A 17,889-nucleotide genomic window follows, 5' to 3' on the forward strand; every position below is an offset into this window, starting at 1 on the left:
GCGTCCACGCTTCTCAGTGGGCGTCGCGCACGGCCTCTTCGATCGTCTTGGGCTCGCGACCGATGAGCTTGCCCAGCTCGGAGGTGACCTCGCTGAGCGCGCCGCGGCCGATGTTGACCTGGATGTCGGTGAACAGCGCGGCCAGGAAACCGGGCAGGCCCGCCGCGAGCAGGTTGGCCTGGAAGTCCTCCCCCGGCACGCTGAGGTGCGCCACCGGCTTGCCGCTGACGTCGGAGGCGATCGCGGCGAACTCGTCGAAGCTCCACGCGCGGGGGCCGGTCAGCTCGTAGACCGCCCCGTCGTGCCCCTCGCCGGAGACGACGATCGCGGCCGCGAGGGCCAGGTCGTCGCGGCTGGCGGAGGCGACGCGGCCGGTGCCCGTCGCGGTGATGAGGGTGCCGGTCTCCAGCGCGTGCGGGAGGCTGACCAGGTAGTTCTCGTGGTACATGCCGTTGCGCAGGAACGTGTGCGCCACGCCGCTGGCCTTGATCCGCGCCTCGGTGCCCGCGTGGACCTTCGCCAGGCCCAGCGGCGAGGTCGTGGCGTCGCTGACGCTGGTGTAGACGATCCGCTTGACGCCCGCGCGGGCGGCCGCGTCCACGGCGGCGTTCTGCTGGGCCAGGCGGATCTCGTCCGGGCCGTTGGCGGAGACGAGCAGCAGGGTGTCGACGCCGTCGAAGCGCAGGGTCTCCGGCGCGCTGAAGTCGCCCTGCCGGACGTCGACGCCCTGGTCGGCCAGGTCGGCGGCCTTGCTCGCGTCGCGCACGGAGACGGCGAGGTCGGCGGCGGGCACGCGGTCGAGCAGGTGGCGCACGGCGAGGCCGCCGAGCTGTCCGGTAGCCCCGGTCACCAGGATCGTCATCGTGGGTTCTCCCTCTTCTGTGGTGCGCTCACCGTACGAGTGGTACTAACTCCTGGTAAGTACCTACCTGAACGTCCTATACTTACCTCGATGAAAGAGTCCTGGTGAGGAGCGTGCGGCTGATGAGTGAGATGGTCCAGGACACATCCTTCGACGTCTTCGACCGCAACTGCCCCGGGCGCGGGGTGATGGAACACATCGCCAGCCGCTGGGGCGTGCTGGTACTCGGCGTGCTCCTCAGTAAGACCCACAGGTTCAGCGAACTCCGCCGGGCGGTGGGCGGGGTAAGCGAGAAGATGCTCGCCCAGACCCTCCAGTCCCTAGAGCGCGACGGCCTGATCCACCGCGAAGTGCACCCGGTCATCCCGCCGCGCGTGGAGTACTCCCTCACTGAGCTTGGGCTACCGATCGCCGAGCAGGTGCGTGGCCTCTATCGGCTCATCGAGTCCAGCACCGAACGCGTCCTAGCCGCACAGGCCGCCTACGACGAGCGCAAACCCACGCGGTGACCGATTCGTCCTTGCTCGATGGGGTGAAGGATTCCCATTGCGCCGCAACGGTTCCCGTCGACGCGGTATGACAGGGCCCTCATCAGAGGGAGAACACCATGTGGGGGACCTTGTTCAGCGCCGTCGCGCTCGCTGTCGGGTTGGTGTCACCGGCCCAGGCGGACGTCGTCAACCAGTGCACCGGTCAGCACCTGACCGGCGAGATCAGGAACGTGGAGCCGGGGGCGGGCCAGCGCTGGGCCACCCTGCGCGTCCGCAACGCCTCGACCACCGCGTGCCTGCTCAACGGCTACGGCACGCTGCAGCTCACCAACCAGTCCGGGCGTCCGAACCCGACCAACGCGATCCGCATCGCCCCCGGCCGCGTGCGCGTTCTCTTGGCCCCCGGCGCCGTCGCCGACAAGACCCTGCACTGGGGCGTGATCCCGGGCCCGGGCGAAGCCGATCAGTGCCAACCGCCGTCCGCCGCGCTCAAGGTCACCCCACCGGGCTCCCGAACCGCCGTGACGGTGACCTTCCCCTTTGGCTCTGTGTGCCAGGGCGGTCGGATCGAACACAGCGCCTTCCGCACCCCGTGACCGGAGTGGTGGGCCGACGGTGCCGTCCCACCGTGGCCCACCACCACCCCGATCCCTGTGGGAGCTTCCCCACAACCCACAACACCCAACGGGTGCGTCACGCCCACTCGGCGTCATAGGTAGTTACTTTCTACCCGATATCCGCGATGGGTAAACCGCCAGGCGGGGAGGAATCGGGGGTAGCCGTGGTGGGTGGGGATGGGCGAAGCTCCTCGGCATGAGTGAGCAGCCGGATCCGTTGGCCCAGATCACGCTGACGCCGCGGGCGTTCGGGGCGGTGTTGGCGGTGCTCGCGCTCGTGGTCGGGTTGGTGTTGGCGATCGTGCCGGTGGGGGTGGCGCATCCGAGCAGCAACGGGTCGGTGAGCTGCGGGAACACCTTCGGCGGGGTGGAGAGTGGCGCGCTCGCGGAGGGGTTGGGGAAGCCGGAGCGGCGGGAGCTCGTGCAGTACATCGACATGTGCGAGCGGGCGATCGGGAACCGGGGGGACTACGCGGTGTTCCTCTTCTTCGGCGGCCTGATCGCCGGGTTGGCGCTCGGCGTGGTGCGTCGGGTCAGACCAGTTTCCCCGGGTTCAGGACGCCCGACGGGTCCAGTTCTGCCTTGATGGCGCGGAGGACATCCACGCCAAGAGGGCCGATCTCGGAGGCAAGATAAGGCGCGTGGTCGACGCCCACGGCGTGGTGGTGGGTGATGGTGCCTAGACCCATGATGGCTTCGCTGGCTGCTTCCTTCGCGCGGCGCCATTGCCCTACCGGGTCGGACGGGTCGCGCGGGACAAGAGTCGTGAAGTACAGCGAGGCGCCGGTTTCGTAGGAGTGCGAGATGTGGCAGGCCACGATCGGTCGGCGGCCTCCAGCGGTAAGAGACCTCAGCAGCGCCTCCCGCACTGCCTCGCGGAGGTCACCCAGCTTCGACCAGTACGTGGCCGTCTCCAGGGTCTCCACGCACATCCCGACGTCCATCAGCGCGTCCCGCTGCCGGGGCCCCGAGAACCGCCCGTGCCGCCAGGTCTCCCCCGCGCGAACGCCCAGCCGCACCGCGCCGTCGACCAGCCGCAGCGTCGCCCGGCGGCGGGTCAGCATCTCCTCCCGCGTCGCACCCTCCCAGCCGATGACCAGCAGGCTCGGCTCGGCGATCCCGCGAGCGCGCAGGTATCCCTTCACCGCCGCGGTCTTCCACCCGCCGGACAGGGTCAACGCGACCTCCGTCTCCTGCGGGTCGGACAGCCGGGTGACCGTGCCGAGCACCCCCGCCTGGGCCAACCCCCGCACGACCTCGGCACCCGCGGCGAACCCGTCGACCACGAAGCCCTCGTACCGCTCCCACGCGGGCGCGGGCCGCACCCGGACGGTGACCTCGGTGATCACGCCGAACAGCCCCTCGCTGCCGACCGCGAGCTGGCGCAGGTCGGGTCCGGCGGCCGAGGCGGGCGAGACGCCCAGGCGCCAGTCGCCGCGCGGGGTCGCGAGCCGGACGCCCTCGACCATGTCCTCGAACCGCCCGTAGCCCGCGGATGCCTGGCCGGACGACCGGGTGGCGGCGAACCCGCCGAGGGTCGCGCGCTCGTAGGACTGCGGGAAGTGCCCGAGGGTCAGCCCGTGCGCGGCGAGCATGCGTTCGGCGTCCGGGGCGACCACGCCCGCCTGGAACACCGCGAGCCGCGAGACCGGGTCGACCGACACGAGCTTGTCCAGCCGCGCGAGGTCGAGCACGACCACCGCGACCTTGTCCCCGCGCAGCGCCGACACCCCGCCGACGACGGAGGTACCGCCGCCGAACGGGACGATCCCGACCCCGTGTGACGCGCATGCCTCGACGACCGCGCGCACCTGGTCGGGGTCGCCGGGGAGCACCACCGCGTCGGGTACCGGCAGCTCACCGGCCCCGCGCCGGACCAACAGGTCCACATAGGACAGTCCGCCGGATCGGCCGAGCCGATCTTCGCGCTCGACCAGCACGTGCTCTGCCCCGACAATGTCGGCCAGGACGGCCCGCACCGGCGCGGGCAGCACCGACTCGGGCACCGGGAGGCCGGAGTCGGGCGCGACGGGTGTGTCGACGGGGGTCAGCCCGGTTCTCGCGCTCAACCACCTGCTCGCGTGCGCGGGCAACGCGGCGTCGGCGGCACCGGAGGGGGTCCAGCCGCCGCGGACCCGGTGGTCGAGGTGGTCCACAGGCACGTTCACGAATAGAGTGTGACACATGACGGTGAAACGTCACATGGCTTCGCCCAGTCGGGTGGACGACGACGTCCTGTTGGACGCCGCGCGCGACTGCGTGCTCGCCCAGGGGGTGCGCCGCACCACGCTGACCGACGTCGCGCGCGGCGCCGGGGTGAGCCGGATGACGCTCTACCGGCGGTTCCCGGACGTGCGCAGCCTGCTCGCGGCCCTGATGACCCGCGAGTTCGGCGCGCTGCTGGCAGGCACCAACCGCGGCGCCGACGGTTCGCACGCCAGGGCGCGGCTGGTCGCGGGCGCGGTGGCCGGGGTGCGCGCGATCGTCGCCGACCCGCTGATGCGCAGCGTGCTCGACCGCGACGGCGAACTGGTGCTGCCGTACGTGGTGCAGCGGCTGGGCAGCACGCAGCACATCGCCGAGCAGTTCTTGCTCGCGCAGTTGCTCGCGGGCCACGAGGACGGCTCCGTGCGCGCGGGTGACCCGGCCGTGCAGGCGCGCGCGTTGCTGCTGGTCGTCCAGTCCTTCGTGCTCTCCCACGGCCCGGCCACCACCGACCTCGACCCAGCCGCCCTGTTCGGCGAGCTGGCCCACCTGCTCGACGCCAGCCTGAGACCGGAGCCGACATGAGCACGACCGCGCTGAACGCCGAACGCCGAGCCGCCGACCTGGCCGCCATCACCGCGGGCGAGGTCGTCGACGTCCTGGTCATCGGCGGTGGGGTCACCGGCGCCGGTGTCGCGCTCGACGCGGCCGCCCGCGGCCTGTCGGTCGCCCTGGTCGAGGCCGAGGACCTGGCCTTCGGCACCTCCCGCTGGTCGAGCAAGCTCGTGCACGGCGGCCTGCGCTACCTGGCCAAGGGCGATGTCGGGCTCGCGCACGAGAGCGCCGTGGAGCGCGGCGTCCTGATGACCACCACCGCGCCGCACCTGACCCGCACGCTCCCCCAGCTCATCCCGCTGCACCCGCCGGTCTCCGGCCGCGACGCCGCGCTGGCGTACACCGGCCTGGTCGCCGGGGACGGTCTGCGCCGCGCCACTCGCACTCCCACCGACCTGCTGCCCGGCCCGCGCCGGGTCTCCGCGGCCGAGGCGCGCGCGCTGGCACCCGGGCTGCGCACCGCCGGACTGCGCGGCGGGCTGCTGTCCTTCGACGGCCAGCTCACCGACGACGCCCGCTTGGTCGTCGCGCTCGCCCGCACGGCCGCCTGCCTGGGCGCGCGGATCATCACCAGGGCCAGGGTGACCGGGGTGGCGCCGGACTCGGTCGAGGTCGTCGACGGGCTGACCGGCACGAAGGTCTTGGTGCGGTCGCGGGTCGTGGTCAACGCGACCGGGGTGTGGGCGGGCACGCTCGTCCCCTCGGTGCGGCTGCGGCCCTCGCGCGGGTCGCACCTGGTGGTCGACGCGGCCGCGGTCGGCTGCGGGGCGACGTCTCTGACGGTGCCGATCCCCGGCCCGTTCGGCCGGTTCGCCCTGGTGCTGCCGCAGGACGACGGCCGCGTCTACATCGGACTGACCGACGAGCCGGTCGACGAGATCCCCGATGTACCCGTGGCTCCAGAGTCCGATGTGGACTTCCTGCTCGACGTCGCGTCGTCCGTGCTGGAGGGCAGGCTGACCCGGGCGGAGGTGCTCGGCTCCTTCGCTGGGCTGCGCCCGCTGGTCGACCTGCCCAGCGCGGCGGGGCGCAGCGCCGACCTGTCCCGCCACCACGCGGTGCTCACCGAGGGCAAGGTCGTCACGGTGGTCGGCGGCAAGCTCACCACCTACCGCCGCATGGCCGCCGACGCCGTCGACCGCGCCATCGACCTCGCGGGCCTGCCCGCAGGCCCGTCCCGAACCAGGACTCTGCCCCTGGTTGGCGCCGCCCCGCGCGCCCGACTGGCCACACTGGACGCTCCGCGCCGCCTGATCGCCCGCTACGGCACCGAATCCCCCACGGTGGCCGCGATGGGCCTGCTCGACCCGGACCTCGGCCGCCACATCACCGCCGGGATCACCGCGGCCGAGGTCGTCTGGGCCGTCCGGCACGAGGGCGCGCTCGACGCCGACGACGTCCTGCACCGGCGCACCCGCATCGGCCTGGTGCAACAGGACGCCGACGCCGCGCGGCCCATCGTGGCGGACCTGGTCGACCGCACCCTGCGCGGACTCCCTACCCCATAACGAAAGAACCGCCGCCACCCGGGCACGGGCAGCGGCGGTTCGTCACCGGGGGTACTACTGCGGGGTGATCACCGGCGCGCCCGGCTGCCCGATGGCACCCTGCGGCCAGGATCGACTGGTCGTCGGTACCGGGGGCGACGCGCAGCCTGGTCTGTCCGTTGTGGACCCCCAGCACGGTCACCCCGGCCAGCCCGGACGCCCACCCGGCCGGTGCGACAGGCAGCGCGTTGAGCAGCGAACCCCACTCGGCCAAGAAGTACTTGATCCCAGCCAGCATGTTGTCCACCTGCACCGGCGCACCCGCATCGGCCTGGTGCAACACGACGCCGACGCCGCGCGGCCCATCGTGGCGGACCTGGTCGACCGCACCCTGCGCGGACTCCTTACCCCATAACGAAAGAACCGCCGCCACCCGGGCACGGGCGGCGGCGGTTCGTCACCGGGGGGTACTACTGCGGGGTGATCACCGGCGCGCCCGGCTGCCCGATGGCACCCTGCAGCGCGTTGAGCAGCGAACCCCACTCGGCCAAGAAGTACTTGATCCCGGCCAGCATGTTGTCCACCGGCTGCCAGATGTCCTCGTAGCCGGGGACCTTGTGCTGGTCGAACACCGGGTCCGGCAGCTGGCAGATGCCCTTGGGCGGGAACCCGTTGGCGGCGTTGGGGTCCTGCAGGTTGACCGCGTGCGGGTTGCCGCCGGAGGTCCGGTCGACGATCTGCGCGATCTGCTCGGGGTTGATCTTGGCGGGGTCCACCCCGTGGTTGATCAGGACCTCGACCGCGGCGCCGATCCAGCGGGCGCGGTCCACCAGCGGCGCCGGGGCACCGGTGGTGGGCGGCGGGCCGCTGGGGCCCCAACCGTTGGGCGGCTTCACCTCGGTGGTCTGACCGGGCAGCACGCCGGGGGTGTACGTGCCGGGCGGGCGCTGCGCACCGCCGGGGAGCTGCTGGTACCCGCCGTAGCCGGGGACGCCGGTCGACTGGCCGTAGGTGGGCTGACCGGTCGGCCGCCCGGCGGGCTGCTGGTAGCCGCCGTAGCCGGGGACCTGGCCCTGGCCGTAGTTCGCCGCGTTGGTCGTCGAGCCGGGCAGCGGCTGGTAGCCGCCGTAGCCCGGGACCTGGCCCTGACCGTAGTTGGCGGTGTTCGTGCTGCCGTTCGGGTTGGTGTAGTGCGCGCCCGACGCGGTGTCCAGGGTGCCGGTGTTGACCGTCGGCGCCTGGGTGGTGCTCGCGCTCGGCGAGGTGTTCGCCTTGCCGCCGATGGTCGCCAGCAGCTGCTTGACGGCCTTGGCCAGCGCGACGATCTTCTGCACCGTCTGCATGATCTTCTGCAGCGAGGAGACGAACTTCTGCACCTTGCTCAGGATCTTCTGCGCGGTCTGCACCGCCTGCACGACCGAGCGGGCGATGCCCTCGGCGATGCTGGCGCCGAAGCTCAGCCACGCCTTGGCCAGCGCCTCGATGATGATCTGGATGACCTTCTGCACGCACTGGTTGATGAAGTCCAGCACGGCCTTGCGCACCTCGGCCAGCAGCTTGCCTGCGCCGTCGATCGCCTGGCCGACACCCTTGCTGACCTGCGCGAGCGCGTCGAGGCCCTCGGCCTGGGTCGCGGCGGCGCGGCGGTAGGCGTCACCGGCGGAGCCGTGCCAGTTGTTGGTCTGGGTGCGCACCGCCTCGCGGTACTTCTGCGCGGAGGAGATCAGCTGGTCGCCCGCCTTCACCCAGCCCTGCGCGCTGTTGATGATCGAGCCCGCGTCGCCGAGGAGCTTGTCGAAGGGCTCCTTGAGGAACTTGATGTGGTTGATGATCCAGCCGAACCCGGCGCTGGCGCAGGCGCCGAGCGGGTCGCCCGCGATGTTGATGACGTCCATCGCCACGTTGGTGATCTGCAGGCCCGCGTCGAGCCAGTCACCGCGTTCGATGGCGGACTTGGCGCCCTTGATGTCGTTGTTGAGCGCCGTGGCGGCCTGCCCGCCGGTGGACTGCCCAGCCGTCGTGGTGGTCGTGGTCACTTACAGCCTCCCGCCGAAAGTCGCCGCGTTGCCCAAGTCGATGCGTTCGTAGTCGCGCGCGACGTCCTCGAGCCCCTTGCGGACGTCGTCGATCGCGGTCGCCACCTTCTGGATGCCCTGCAGGACGTCCCCGCAGGCGGCCATGATCGCGGTGGCGAAGAACTGGCCGATCACCCCGTACGCGGCTTTCGAGATCGACTGCGTCGCCCCGGTCGCCGACTGCACCTGCGCGGCGCAGGTCGCGACGGTACCGGCGTGCGCCCGCATCTCCGCCACGTTGACGTTGAACCCTGTACCCATGGAATCCGCCTTGAGGTCTAGTGCACGACTTCGGGGGGGTTGTCGAAGTAGTCGTCGTCGGAGCGCCGCTCGCGCGGCTTGGCCGCGGGACCGTCCGCGGCGTCACCGGCGTAGCCCTGCGGCAGGAAGGACTTGACCACGTCCAGCGCCGCCGAGTCGCCGACCAGGTCCTCCATCGCCGCGACGACCCTGGCGCCCGCGTCCCGCTGGGCCTGCCTGGTGACCTCGAGGATCACCCTGGCCAGCTGCTCCGGCTCCAGTTCGCGCACGCTCGGCCGCAGCACCAGGTCGGTGGTGACCCCGGCCGCGGACACCCGGACGGTGACGTCGCCGTCGGCCGATGTCGCGCTGCCCCCCACCTCGCGCAGCGCCTTCTCCGCCTTCTGCGCGCTCGCCGCGGTCCGTTGCAGCGTCTCGTCGTACTGCGCGAGCCACTGTTCAGGGTTCATCGCCACACCACTTCCCTGGTCCTGCCTGGAGCATCCGCCTGTCGTTGGACGGAGCATCGCGCGTTCGGTTCCGCGCCGGGTGCCAATCGGCCAACTCGTTTGCAGGCGCACCGGACCGGCGGGTAACCGGCGGTGGCCGACCCGGGATACTGGGCGCCGGGAGGTGGGCGATGCTCCAGGTCGACGGGGTCACCAAGCGCTACGGCGACGTGCTCGCCTGCGACCGGGTGTCCTTCGACGTCGGCGCGGGTGAGCTCTTCGGCTTCGTCGGCGGCAACGGTGCCGGTAAGACGACCACGATGCGCATCGTGCTGGGCGTGTTGGCACCCGATGCGGGCGAGGTCCGCTTCCGCGGCGCCCCGGTCGACCACGCGGCGCGCCGCCGGTTCGGCTACCTGCCGGAGGAGCGCGGCCTCTACCCGCGGATGCGGGTGCTCGACCAGCTGGTCTACCTCGCCGAACTGCACGGCGCGGACACGAACGCCGCACACCGGGCCGCTGAACAGTGGGTCGCCCGGCTGGGCCTGCGCGAGTACCGCGGCACCGAGGTGCAGCGGCTGAGCCTGGGCAACCAGCAACGGGTGCAGCTGGCGGCGGCGCTGGTGCACGACCCGCTGGTGCTGGTGCTCGACGAGCCGTTCTCCGGGCTGGACCCGCTCGCGGTCGACGTGCTCGTGGAGGTGCTGCGCGAGCAGGCCGCGGCCGGGGTGCCGGTGGTGTTCTCCAGCCACCAGCTCGACCTGGTCGAGCGGCTGTGCGACCGGGTCGGGATCATCAAGGGCGGCCGGGTGGTGGCCGGTGGCACGGTCGCGCAGCTGCGGGCGGGCAGCGGCAGCACGCTGGTCGTCGACGCGCCTGCCGCACCGGCCGGGTGGGCGTCCGGGCTGGCCGGGGTGACCGTGCTGGGGGTCCACAACGGACAGACCAGGCTGCGCGTCGCCCCCGGTACCGACGACCAGCCGATCCTGGCCGCGGCGCTGGCCACCGGCCCGGTGCGCGGCTTCACCCACCAGCACCCGACGCTGGCCGAGTTGTACCGTGGCGCGGTGGGGGTGGACAGCAGGTGAGCCCGCGGCACACGGTCTGGTTGGTGGCGCGGCGCGAGCTGCGCACCCGGTTGCGCGCCAAGTCCTTCCTCATCGGGACCGCGGTGTCGATCGCCGTCCTGATCGGCTTCGTGCTGATGCAGAGCACCCTGTTCGGCGGCGAGCGGGTCACCAGGGTCGGCCTGTCCGGCCAGGCCGCGGCCATCTCGGGTCCGCTGGCCGAGGAGGCCCGCGCCCGCGGCATCGACGTCCTGGTGAGCACGGTCCGCGACCCGGCGGCAGGCGAGTCCGCCATCGCCGACGGCGACCTCGACGCCCTGGTCACCGGCACCCCGGCCGCCCTGCACGTGGTGGTCGACGAGTCCCTCGACGAGAACCTGCGACGCGCACTCAACAGCCTGGTCCAGCAGGAGGTCCTGCGCGCGCAGTTGGCCGCGGTCGAGGACCTCGACCCGGACCAGGTCCTGGCCACGGTCGGCGACGCGACGGTGGACGTGCGGTCCCTGCGCGCGCCTGATCCGACGCACGACGAACGCCTCGCGATGGCGCTGGTGATCGTCGCTTTGCTGTACCTGTCGCTGCTGCTCTACGGGACGATGGTGGCGCAGGGGGTCGTCGAGGAGAAGTCCAGCCGGGTCGTGGAGATCCTGCTCGCGACGGTCCGCCCGTGGGAACTCCTCGCGGGCAAGGTCGTGGGACTCGGACTGGTCGGCCTGGCCCAGCTGACAGTCGTCGGCGGGGTCGGCGTGGTGCTGGCGGCGATGACCGACGTGCTGACGATTCCGGGCGTCGCACTGGGGACGCTGCTGTGGGGGCTGCTCTGGTACCTGCTGGGCTACCTGTTCTACGCCACGGTGTTCGCGGCGGCCGGCTCACTGGTGTCGCGGCAGGAGGAGACGCAGTCGGTGCTGCTGCCGATCACCTCAGTACTGGTGCTGGCGTTCGTCATGGGCTTCGGCCTGCTGTCCCGCCTGCCCAACGCCAGCGCGACGGCGGTCCTGTCGGTGCTGCCGCCGTTCGCCCCGATCCTGCTGCCGGGTCGGCTCGCCCTGGGGACGGCGACGGTGTGGGAGGTCGTCGTGGCCATCGTCCTGATGCTGATCTCGGTGGCGGGCCTGACGTGGCTGGCCGGTCGGATCTACGCCAAGGCTGTCCTGCGGACGGGCCCGCGGTTGCCGTTGCGCGAGGCGCTGCGCAAGTCCTGATCGTGGCCGCTGCCGTAGCGTGGGTGGACGGGTCGCGGCGGTGGGGAGTCTCGGGTGATCGAGGGCGGACAGGTCTACGAACGGGCCTGGAACGACGGGGTGCGCAGGCATTGCCCTGGGCAGTCGGGGCATCTCAGGTCGTGGCTGACCATGGCCGCGTGGGAACGGGCCAGTGCCAACGCGGTGTACGAGGTGGTGCGGGCGGTCGTCGAGGCGGGCGGGACCGAGTGGTTGAGCCGAGTCCAGAAGGGACGGTTCGTGACCCTGCTGTGGATCGCCCAGGTCCACCGGCACGTGCCTTCGCCCCACGAGTCCATTGTGGCCGATTGGGAAGAGCTGCCCTCGTGGCAACGGGAGACGAACGCGGACGTCTTCGAACACATCGAGGGGCTCATCCTCGGCGCGCGATGAGATGGGGCGTACTGGTCACTTGATCTTGCCGTAGCGCTCCAGTGCGATCTCGCGCTCGTGTTTGTGGTCGACGATGGGCGCGGGGTAGCCGGTGACCTCGGGTGGCTGGTGGGCCTTCTTGCCGGGTACCTCGCGCAGTTCCGGGATGTAGCGGCGGACGTAGTCGCCGTTGGGGTCGAACTTCTCGCCCTGGGTGGTGGGGTTGAAGACGCGGAAGTAGGGGGCGGCGTCGGTGCCGGAGCCCGCGGTCCACTGCCAGCCGTGCTGGTTGGAGGCGAGGTCGCCGTCGACCAGGTGGCGCATGAAGTGGCGGGCGCCCCACCACCACGGGACGTGCAGGTCCTTGACCAGGAAGCTGGCGACGATCATGCGGACCCGGTTGTGCATCCAGCCCTCGGCCAGCAGCTGGCGCATCCCGGCGTCCACGATCGGGTAGCCGGTCTCGCCGCGGCACCAGGCGTCGAAGCGGTCCTGCGCGTCGGCGTCGGTGTCGTGGGTGATGGCGTCGAACTTGCGGTTGTAGTTCTCGCGCGCGGTTTCCGGGCGGTGCCACAGGACGTCGGCGTAGAAGTCGCGCCAGGCCAGTTCGTTGCGGTATGCCTGGGCGCCCTCGGAGTGGCCGAGGTCGGCGAGCAGGGTGCGCGGGTGGACACAGCCCCAGCGCAGGTACGGGGACATGCGGCTGGTGCTGTCGACGTCGGGGCGGTCGCGGTCGCGCTTGTAGTGCTCGACGTCGAACTCGGCCCACGTGTCGTGCGCGGCCTTCTCGCCCGCCTGTGGCAGCTCCGCCGATGTGGCCGGGTCGTCCGGGATCGCGACGCGCCTGGGGCCGCCGTCCTTGTCCGCCGGGTCCATCCAGTCCACAGTGGACGCGTCGGTGTCGGCGGGCTTGCGCCAGCCGTGGTCCAGCCAGGCCCGGCCGAACGGCGTGAACACCCGGTACGGCTCACCGTCGGACTTCACCACCCGCCCCGGCGCCACCGCGTACGGCGACCCGGTGCGCACGAGGTCGACCTCCAACGCCTTCGCCACCGCGGTGTCCCGCTCCCGCCCGTACGGCCCGAAGTCCGCCGACACGTGCACCGACCCGGCCCCCACCGCCTTGGCCACCCGCGGCACCACGTCGACCGGATCCCCGCGCACCACCAGGAGCCTGCCCCCGAGCTGCTCGTCGAGATCCCGCAGGCACCGGTACAGGAACGCCAACCGAGGCCCACCCGAAGCCCCCGTCAACCGCTCGTCGAGCACGAACAACCCCAGCGCGCTCGAACCCCGCTCCGCCGCCGCCAACAACGCCGGATGATCCCCAGTCCGCAGATCCCGCCGAAACCACACCACCGACTCAGCCACGGCGCGCAACGCTACTCACCCACAGGCACACCCGCCGAACAACACCGCCACCCGATCGGGTGTCCCCCGCTCCTCGCCCAGAACTCGGTGCGGAGGTGCAGAGGTGCGCATCAGTCAGCCCTCACTCCGACTTCGCCCACTCCGCCCCGTGTTCGCCCACCGCGAACCCAGGCCCCCACGCCGCCCCAACCGCCCCGCGCACCCACCGCCAGCCATGATCAACTCCGCGGCCGGGGCCCTCCCTCCCGGGGGCCGGGGGCCCATCTCTGAAGCTATCGCCTTGGCGGTGCTGTCAATAGGGGGTGCGGGAGGGCTGTGGACAGCTCAGGGCGTTGTGGATGGATGGGGCGCCGCATGGTCATTTCGGGGGGTTGTGGTGGCGGCTGTTGGTGACCTGGGAGTTCGCTCGGCCGGTCCGCGACGAACGGCGACTGGCCCTGGAGTTGAGCCGCGTCCGCGACCTCGACTACGACCGCGGGTGGCTTCCGAGTGGCTCCTCGGTGCAGGCGCGGGGGTGTTCGGCGCGAACGAGGGCCGGGAGCGTCGTCAGCAGTTCGGTGGGAGTCGGGGTTTTCCAGGGGTTCCAGGCCGCGCGAAGGGGGTGGAGAGGTGGAAAACAGTGGAGAGGTGGGAAAGTGAAAGCGGCGCCGTCCCCGTGGTGGGGAGCGGCGCCGCTTCGTGGTGGTGTGGGGGTCAGCGTTCGGTGACGCCCTTGTACTCGCGTTCGGTGTGGCCGGTGTAGACCTGGCGCGGGCGGCCGATCTTGGTGGCCGGGTCGTTCATCATCTCGCGCCAGTGGGCGATCCAGCCGGGGAGGCGGCCGAGGGCGAACAGGACGGTGAAGAACTTGGTGGGGAAGCCCATGGCCCGGTAGATGAGGCCGGTGTAGAAGTCCACGTTCGGGTAGAGCTTGCGCTGGATGAAGTAGTCGTCCGCGAGCGCGTGCTCCTCCAGCTGCTTGGCGATGCCCAGCAGGGAGTCGTCGCCGCCGAGCTTGCCGAGGATCTCGTCGGCGGTCTTCTTGATGATGGCGGCGCGCGGGTCGTAGTTCTTGTAGACGCGGTGGCCGAAGCCCATGAGCTTCACCCCGTCTTCCTTGTTCTTGACCTTCTTGACGAACGAGTCGACGTCGCCGCCGGAGTCGCGGATGCCCTCGAGCATCTCGAGGACCGCGCTGTTGGCGCCACCGTGCAACGGGCCGAACAAGGCGTTGATGCCCGCGGAGACGCTGGCGAACAGGTTGGCCTCGGAGGAACCCACGAGCCGGACCGTCGAGGTGGAGCAGTTCTGCTCGTGGTCGGCGTGCAGGATGAACAGCAGGTCGAGCGCGCGGACCAGGGCCGGGTCGAGGTCGTAGTTCTCGGCCGGGAACCCGAAGGTCATCCGCAGGAAGTTCTCCACCAGGCCAAGGGAGTTGTCCGGGTAGAGGAACGGCTGGCCGACGGACTTCTTGTACGCGTAGGCCGCGATCGTGGGCAGCTTCGCCAGCAACCGGATCGTGGAGATCTCCACGTGGTGGGAGTCGAACGGCTTGAGGCTGTCCTGGTAGAAGGTCGACAGCGCCGACACCGCGGACGACAGCACCGGCATGGGGTGCGCGTCGCGCGGGAAGCCGTCGAAGAAGCGCTTGAGGTCCTCGTGCAGCAGCGTGTGCCTGCTGATCTTGTGGGTGAAGTCGTCCAGCTCGACCTGGCTGGGCAGCTCGCCGTAGATGAGCAGGTAGCTGACCTCGCTGAAGGTCGAGTGCTCCGCGAGCTGCTCGATCGGGTAGCCGCGGTAGCGCAGGATCCCCGCGTCGCCGTCGATGTAGGTGATGGCCGAGGAGCAGGAAGCGGTGTTGACGAAGCCGGGGTCGAGGGTGACCAGACCCGTCTTGGCCAGCAGCTTGCCCAGGTCGACACCTGATGTGCCTTCGGTTGCGGCCTCGATCGCCATCTCGTGCTCGCCGCCGGGGTAACGGAGGGCGGCGGTCTGCTCGGTGCCGGTGGGCACAGCGGTCCCGTCGGGCATGCAAGTACCTCTCACACTCGGGCAGGGCGGCGGGTACGGCCGAGCCGGAACGGCCCTGGTCGGGTGCGATCACACGCAGCACCGCCCCATTGGGGTCCTGAGCTTCCTACGCTAGTGCTCCGCGCGCATTACGGACAGCCGTGGCCGGGACCCTCGGGCACGGTTGGGACACGTATCACAGGCGAACTCAGCCCCGCGCCGGATCGATCCCGGTCGCGGGGCGGTTCAGACCGACGAGCAGGAGGTCGGCGAGCGCGGTGAACGCGGCGCCGTCGGACACCCTGGCGCGCTTGCCGAGCACCCCGGTCTGGATGCCCTCGATGATCCACCCGGCCATCTCGGCGACCAGGTTGGCGTGCACGTCGCGGAACAGGCCCTCGGTGACGCCGTCGCGGATGAACTCGCCGATGCGTTCGGCGGCGGCCTTGGCGTTGCGCTCGTAGACCGCTCTGGTGGGGGCGAATGCGGCGACGTCGGCGGTGAACCCGGGCGAGGCCAGTGCCATCTCGGTCGCGGCGCCGTCGAGGTAGGCGGCGATGCGGTCGCGGGCGTTGTCCGCCAACGCGACCCGCTTCTCGACGCGTTCGGTGGCGCAGCGGAAGAAGTGGCCGACGACCTTGCGCGCCAACTGCTCCTTGCTCGGGGCCAGCGCGTAGAGGGTGGACTTGGAGCAGCGCAGCCGGGCGGCGAAGTCGTCGAGCGTGGCGGCGGCGAAACCCTCGGTGAGGAAGATGCCCAGCAGCTCCTCCAGCAGTGCCGCCTGCCGGGCCGTGGGGTTCCGCCGTGTCATCCCACCAGCGTATCGACAGGCCGGGCCGCCAAACAGTACTCTGAGCCGTCCTGTAGTACTGGTTTCGGTATCCCGGAGGCCGGACATGCCCGCCGAACGCCTGCTGCCCAGCACGGAGGCCGAGGACCTGCTCAAACTCACCCGCGAGATCGCCCGCGAGGAACTCGCGCCGCGCGCCGCGGAGCACGAGGAACGGGCCAGGTTCCCGCGCGAGCAGTTCCGGCTGCTGGGCCGCAGCGGCCTGCTGGGGCTGCCGTACCCGGAGCGGTGGGGCGGCGCGGCGCTGTCCTACGAGGTGTACCTGCAGGTGCTGGAGGAGATCGCCGCCGCGTGGATGTCGGTCGGCGTCGGCCTGTCGGTGCACACGATGTCCTGCTACGCGCTGGCCGAGCACGGCACCGACGAGCAGCGCGCCAAGTGGCTGCCGGACATGCTCGGCGGCGACCTGCTGGGCGCCTACGCGCTCTCGGAGAGCCACGCCGGGTCCGACGCCGCGGCGCTGAGCACCAGAGCACGCCGCGACGGCGATGACTACGTGGTGAACGGCACCAAGGCGTGGATCACACACGGTGGCGAGGCCGACTTCTACACGACCATGGTCCGCACGTCCGACGACGGCAGCCGGGGCATCAGCGCCCTGCTGGTCGACGCCGCGACGCCCGGCATCGGGTTCGGCGCGCCGGAGAAGAAGATGGGTCTGACCGGCTCGACCACGACCCAGGTGCTGTTCGACGGCGCCCGGGTGGGCGCCGACCGGCTGCTCGGCGCCGAGGGTCAAGGCTTCAAGATCGCGTTGAACGCGCTGAACTCCGGCCGCCTGGGCATCGCCGCGTGCGCGGTCGGGCTGGCGCAGGCGGCGTTGGACGAGGCCGTCGCGTACGCCAAGCAGCGCTCGCAGTTCGGCAGGGCCGTCATCGAGTTCCAGGGCATCGAGTTCCTGCTGGCCGACATGGCCGCCGCGGTGGAGTCGTCGCGGGCGACCTACCTGGAGGCGGCGCGGCGGCGGGACCGGGGGCTGCCGTTCGTGCGGCAGGCGTCGATCGCCAAGCTGGTGGCCACCGACGCGGCCATGCGGGTCACCACGGACGCGGTCCAGGTGCTCGGCGGCGCGGGCTACACCCGCGACTTCCCGGTCGAGCGGTACCTGCGGGAGGCCAAAGTCCCGCAAATCTTCGAAGGCACCAATCAGATCCAGCGGATGGTGATCGCCCGGCAGTTGCGGGACGCCTGAATCCGCCCGGATACCCGCGCGGTGGGAAAACGGCGAAAACCCGCGCGGGCGAGACCATCACGCCGCGCACGCCGACAACGATGCTGTTTCCATGGGGGAACACTGCCGGTCGCGTGGACGAGGGTGATCAATGAGCCAGCCGATCCTTGCCGAGCACGTGGTCGACATCCTGGCGGGGCTGGTGACCAACCGGGTCGACGGCGCGAGCAAGCGGGCGGCGGACACCCTCGCCGACGCCGTCGTCGGCCGATTACGCCGGATCCGCCGGGCCTCGGCGTTCGACCTGTTCGAGACCGACCCGCACGCGAGCGCACACCGGCAGACCCTGGTCGACCTGCTCAACACCGAGTTCGCCACCGACGCCGCGTTCCGCGACGCGGTGGCCGGGCTGGCGACGGCGGCGGGCGCTCCCCCGGTGCGGGTGCCGGAGGCCAAGCGGGACCACCGGCCGCAGAAGCGGGTGCTGCTCGGCGCCGGTGCCGCGGTGGCCGCGATCGCGCTGGCGCTTGGCGGCCGGGCGCTGTACCTGGAACTGACCGAGGCCGCCGAACCGGACGGGACGACGCCCTGCCGCACATTCTGGGCGTTGAAGGAGCCGGAGCAACGCGGATTGCTGGTGCGGGCCTATGAAAAGCACGGGGAAATGCGCCGGACGGACGACCCGTACCTAGTCGCGCGTGTTCTCTACGCTTGTGGACAAAACCCGGAAAACACGGTCGACCAGATCATCACCGCGGACGCGATGCGGCGGTAGTGGGGTCGGCACCGGCCCCCGCCGGAGGCC

The 17,889-nt window shown here is 71.3% G+C and carries 19 protein-coding genes; 10 read left to right on the top strand and 9 right to left on the bottom strand.

Annotation, left to right across the window (positions count from 1 at the left end):
- Nucleotides 1-13: 13 nt before the first annotated feature.
- Nucleotides 14-862 carry an SDR family oxidoreductase gene (locus tag CLV68_RS00575; RefSeq protein WP_121388701.1) on the bottom strand — a complete coding sequence of 283 codons (849 nt, stop codon included), beginning with the start codon at nucleotides 860-862 and terminating at the stop codon, nucleotides 14-16.
- A gap of 122 nt (nucleotides 863-984) precedes the next feature.
- On the opposite strand from CLV68_RS00575, the gene CLV68_RS00580 reads away from it, so the two are divergent.
- From CLV68_RS00580 to CLV68_RS00590, 3 genes are all read left to right on the top strand, one after another.
- Nucleotides 985-1,371 carry a winged helix-turn-helix transcriptional regulator gene (locus tag CLV68_RS00580; RefSeq protein WP_211346407.1) on the top strand — a complete coding sequence of 129 codons (387 nt, stop codon included), beginning with the start codon at nucleotides 985-987 and terminating at the stop codon, nucleotides 1,369-1,371.
- A gap of 98 nt (nucleotides 1,372-1,469) precedes the next feature.
- Nucleotides 1,470-1,949 (top strand): DUF4232 domain-containing protein, encoded by a 480-nt coding sequence (locus CLV68_RS00585; RefSeq protein ID WP_121388702.1) that lies wholly within the window; start codon nucleotides 1,470-1,472, stop codon nucleotides 1,947-1,949.
- A gap of 217 nt (nucleotides 1,950-2,166) precedes the next feature.
- Nucleotides 2,167-2,556, top strand: coding sequence for a hypothetical protein (locus tag CLV68_RS00590; RefSeq protein ID WP_121388703.1), 390 nt, complete (start codon nucleotides 2,167-2,169; stop codon nucleotides 2,554-2,556).
- Here CLV68_RS00590 and CLV68_RS00595 read toward each other — a convergent pair.
- On the bottom strand, nucleotides 2,504-4,156 hold the full coding sequence (locus CLV68_RS00595; RefSeq protein WP_121388704.1) for an FAD-binding oxidoreductase: 1,653 nt from the start codon (nucleotides 4,154-4,156) through the stop codon (nucleotides 2,504-2,506). The genes CLV68_RS00590 and CLV68_RS00595 overlap by 53 nt on opposite strands.
- On the opposite strand from CLV68_RS00595, the gene CLV68_RS00600 reads away from it, so the two are divergent.
- Both CLV68_RS00600 and CLV68_RS00605 read left to right on the top strand, forming a co-directional pair.
- Nucleotides 4,155-4,760, top strand: coding sequence for a TetR/AcrR family transcriptional regulator (locus CLV68_RS00600; protein WP_121388705.1), 606 nt, complete (start codon nucleotides 4,155-4,157; stop codon nucleotides 4,758-4,760). The genes CLV68_RS00595 and CLV68_RS00600 overlap by 2 nt on opposite strands.
- Nucleotides 4,757-6,298, top strand: a complete 1,542-nt coding sequence (locus CLV68_RS00605; RefSeq protein ID WP_121388706.1) for a glycerol-3-phosphate dehydrogenase/oxidase — start codon at nucleotides 4,757-4,759, stop codon at nucleotides 6,296-6,298. The genes CLV68_RS00600 and CLV68_RS00605 overlap by 4 nt, the downstream gene beginning before the upstream one ends.
- Here CLV68_RS00605 and CLV68_RS34445 read toward each other — a convergent pair.
- The 4 genes from CLV68_RS34445 to CLV68_RS00625 are packed head-to-tail and all read right to left on the bottom strand — an operon-like array spanning nucleotide 6,288 to nucleotide 9,062.
- Nucleotides 6,288-6,710, bottom strand: coding sequence for a hypothetical protein (locus tag CLV68_RS34445; RefSeq protein WP_211346408.1), 423 nt, complete (start codon nucleotides 6,708-6,710; stop codon nucleotides 6,288-6,290). The genes CLV68_RS00605 and CLV68_RS34445 overlap by 11 nt on opposite strands.
- Nucleotides 6,711-6,747: 37 nt before the next feature.
- Complete coding sequence (locus tag CLV68_RS00615; protein WP_121388707.1) at nucleotides 6,748-8,313, bottom strand: hypothetical protein; 1,566 nt, start codon at nucleotides 8,311-8,313, stop codon at nucleotides 6,748-6,750.
- On the bottom strand, nucleotides 8,314-8,613 hold the full coding sequence (locus CLV68_RS00620) for a type VII secretion target (RefSeq protein WP_121388708.1): 300 nt from the start codon (nucleotides 8,611-8,613) through the stop codon (nucleotides 8,314-8,316).
- 17 nt (nucleotides 8,614-8,630) lie between these two features.
- The gene (locus CLV68_RS00625; RefSeq protein WP_092779601.1) at nucleotides 8,631-9,062 is read right to left on the bottom strand and encodes a YbaB/EbfC family nucleoid-associated protein; all 432 of its coding nucleotides are present in this window, start codon (nucleotides 9,060-9,062) and stop codon (nucleotides 8,631-8,633) included.
- Nucleotides 9,063-9,232: 170 nt separating this feature from the next.
- Between CLV68_RS00625 and CLV68_RS00630 the strand changes: the two genes are divergently transcribed.
- The 3 genes from CLV68_RS00630 to CLV68_RS00640 are packed head-to-tail and all read left to right on the top strand — an operon-like array spanning nucleotide 9,233 to nucleotide 11,724.
- On the top strand, nucleotides 9,233-10,129 hold the full coding sequence (locus CLV68_RS00630; protein WP_121388709.1) for an ABC transporter ATP-binding protein: 897 nt from the start codon (nucleotides 9,233-9,235) through the stop codon (nucleotides 10,127-10,129).
- Nucleotides 10,126-11,313 (top strand): ABC transporter permease, encoded by a 1,188-nt coding sequence (locus CLV68_RS00635; protein WP_121388710.1) that lies wholly within the window; start codon nucleotides 10,126-10,128, stop codon nucleotides 11,311-11,313. Before CLV68_RS00630 ends, CLV68_RS00635 begins: the two co-directional genes overlap by 4 nt.
- Before the next feature lie 54 nt (nucleotides 11,314-11,367).
- Nucleotides 11,368-11,724 (top strand): hypothetical protein, encoded by a 357-nt coding sequence (locus CLV68_RS00640; RefSeq protein ID WP_121388711.1) that lies wholly within the window; start codon nucleotides 11,368-11,370, stop codon nucleotides 11,722-11,724.
- A gap of 15 nt (nucleotides 11,725-11,739) precedes the next feature.
- Here the strand turns inward: CLV68_RS00640 and CLV68_RS00645 are convergent, their stop codons facing one another.
- The 3 genes from CLV68_RS00645 to CLV68_RS00655 all read right to left on the bottom strand — a co-directional run bounded on the left by CLV68_RS00645 (nucleotide 11,740) and on the right by CLV68_RS00655 (nucleotide 15,874).
- Entirely contained in the window at nucleotides 11,740-13,083 is a 1,344-nt protein-coding gene (locus tag CLV68_RS00645; RefSeq protein ID WP_425454806.1) for a cryptochrome/photolyase family protein, read from the bottom strand.
- A gap of 684 nt (nucleotides 13,084-13,767) precedes the next feature.
- Entirely contained in the window at nucleotides 13,768-15,084 is a 1,317-nt protein-coding gene (locus CLV68_RS00650) for a citrate synthase (RefSeq protein ID WP_121388712.1), read from the bottom strand.
- A 187-nt stretch (nucleotides 15,085-15,271) separates the two neighbouring features.
- Entirely contained in the window at nucleotides 15,272-15,874 is a 603-nt protein-coding gene (locus tag CLV68_RS00655) for a TetR/AcrR family transcriptional regulator (protein ID WP_121388713.1), read from the bottom strand.
- A gap of 85 nt (nucleotides 15,875-15,959) precedes the next feature.
- On the opposite strand from CLV68_RS00655, the gene CLV68_RS00660 reads away from it, so the two are divergent.
- Both CLV68_RS00660 and CLV68_RS00665 read left to right on the top strand, forming a co-directional pair.
- Nucleotides 15,960-17,105 (top strand): acyl-CoA dehydrogenase family protein, encoded by a 1,146-nt coding sequence (locus tag CLV68_RS00660; protein ID WP_121388714.1) that lies wholly within the window; start codon nucleotides 15,960-15,962, stop codon nucleotides 17,103-17,105.
- A gap of 130 nt (nucleotides 17,106-17,235) precedes the next feature.
- Nucleotides 17,236-17,859 (top strand): hypothetical protein, encoded by a 624-nt coding sequence (locus CLV68_RS00665; protein ID WP_121388715.1) that lies wholly within the window; start codon nucleotides 17,236-17,238, stop codon nucleotides 17,857-17,859.
- The last annotated feature ends 30 nt before the right edge of the window (nucleotides 17,860-17,889 follow it).

Origin of the sequence: Actinokineospora cianjurensis, from assembly GCF_003663795.1 — a bacterium.
GTDB lineage: Bacteria > Actinomycetota > Actinomycetes > Mycobacteriales > Pseudonocardiaceae > Actinokineospora > Actinokineospora terrae.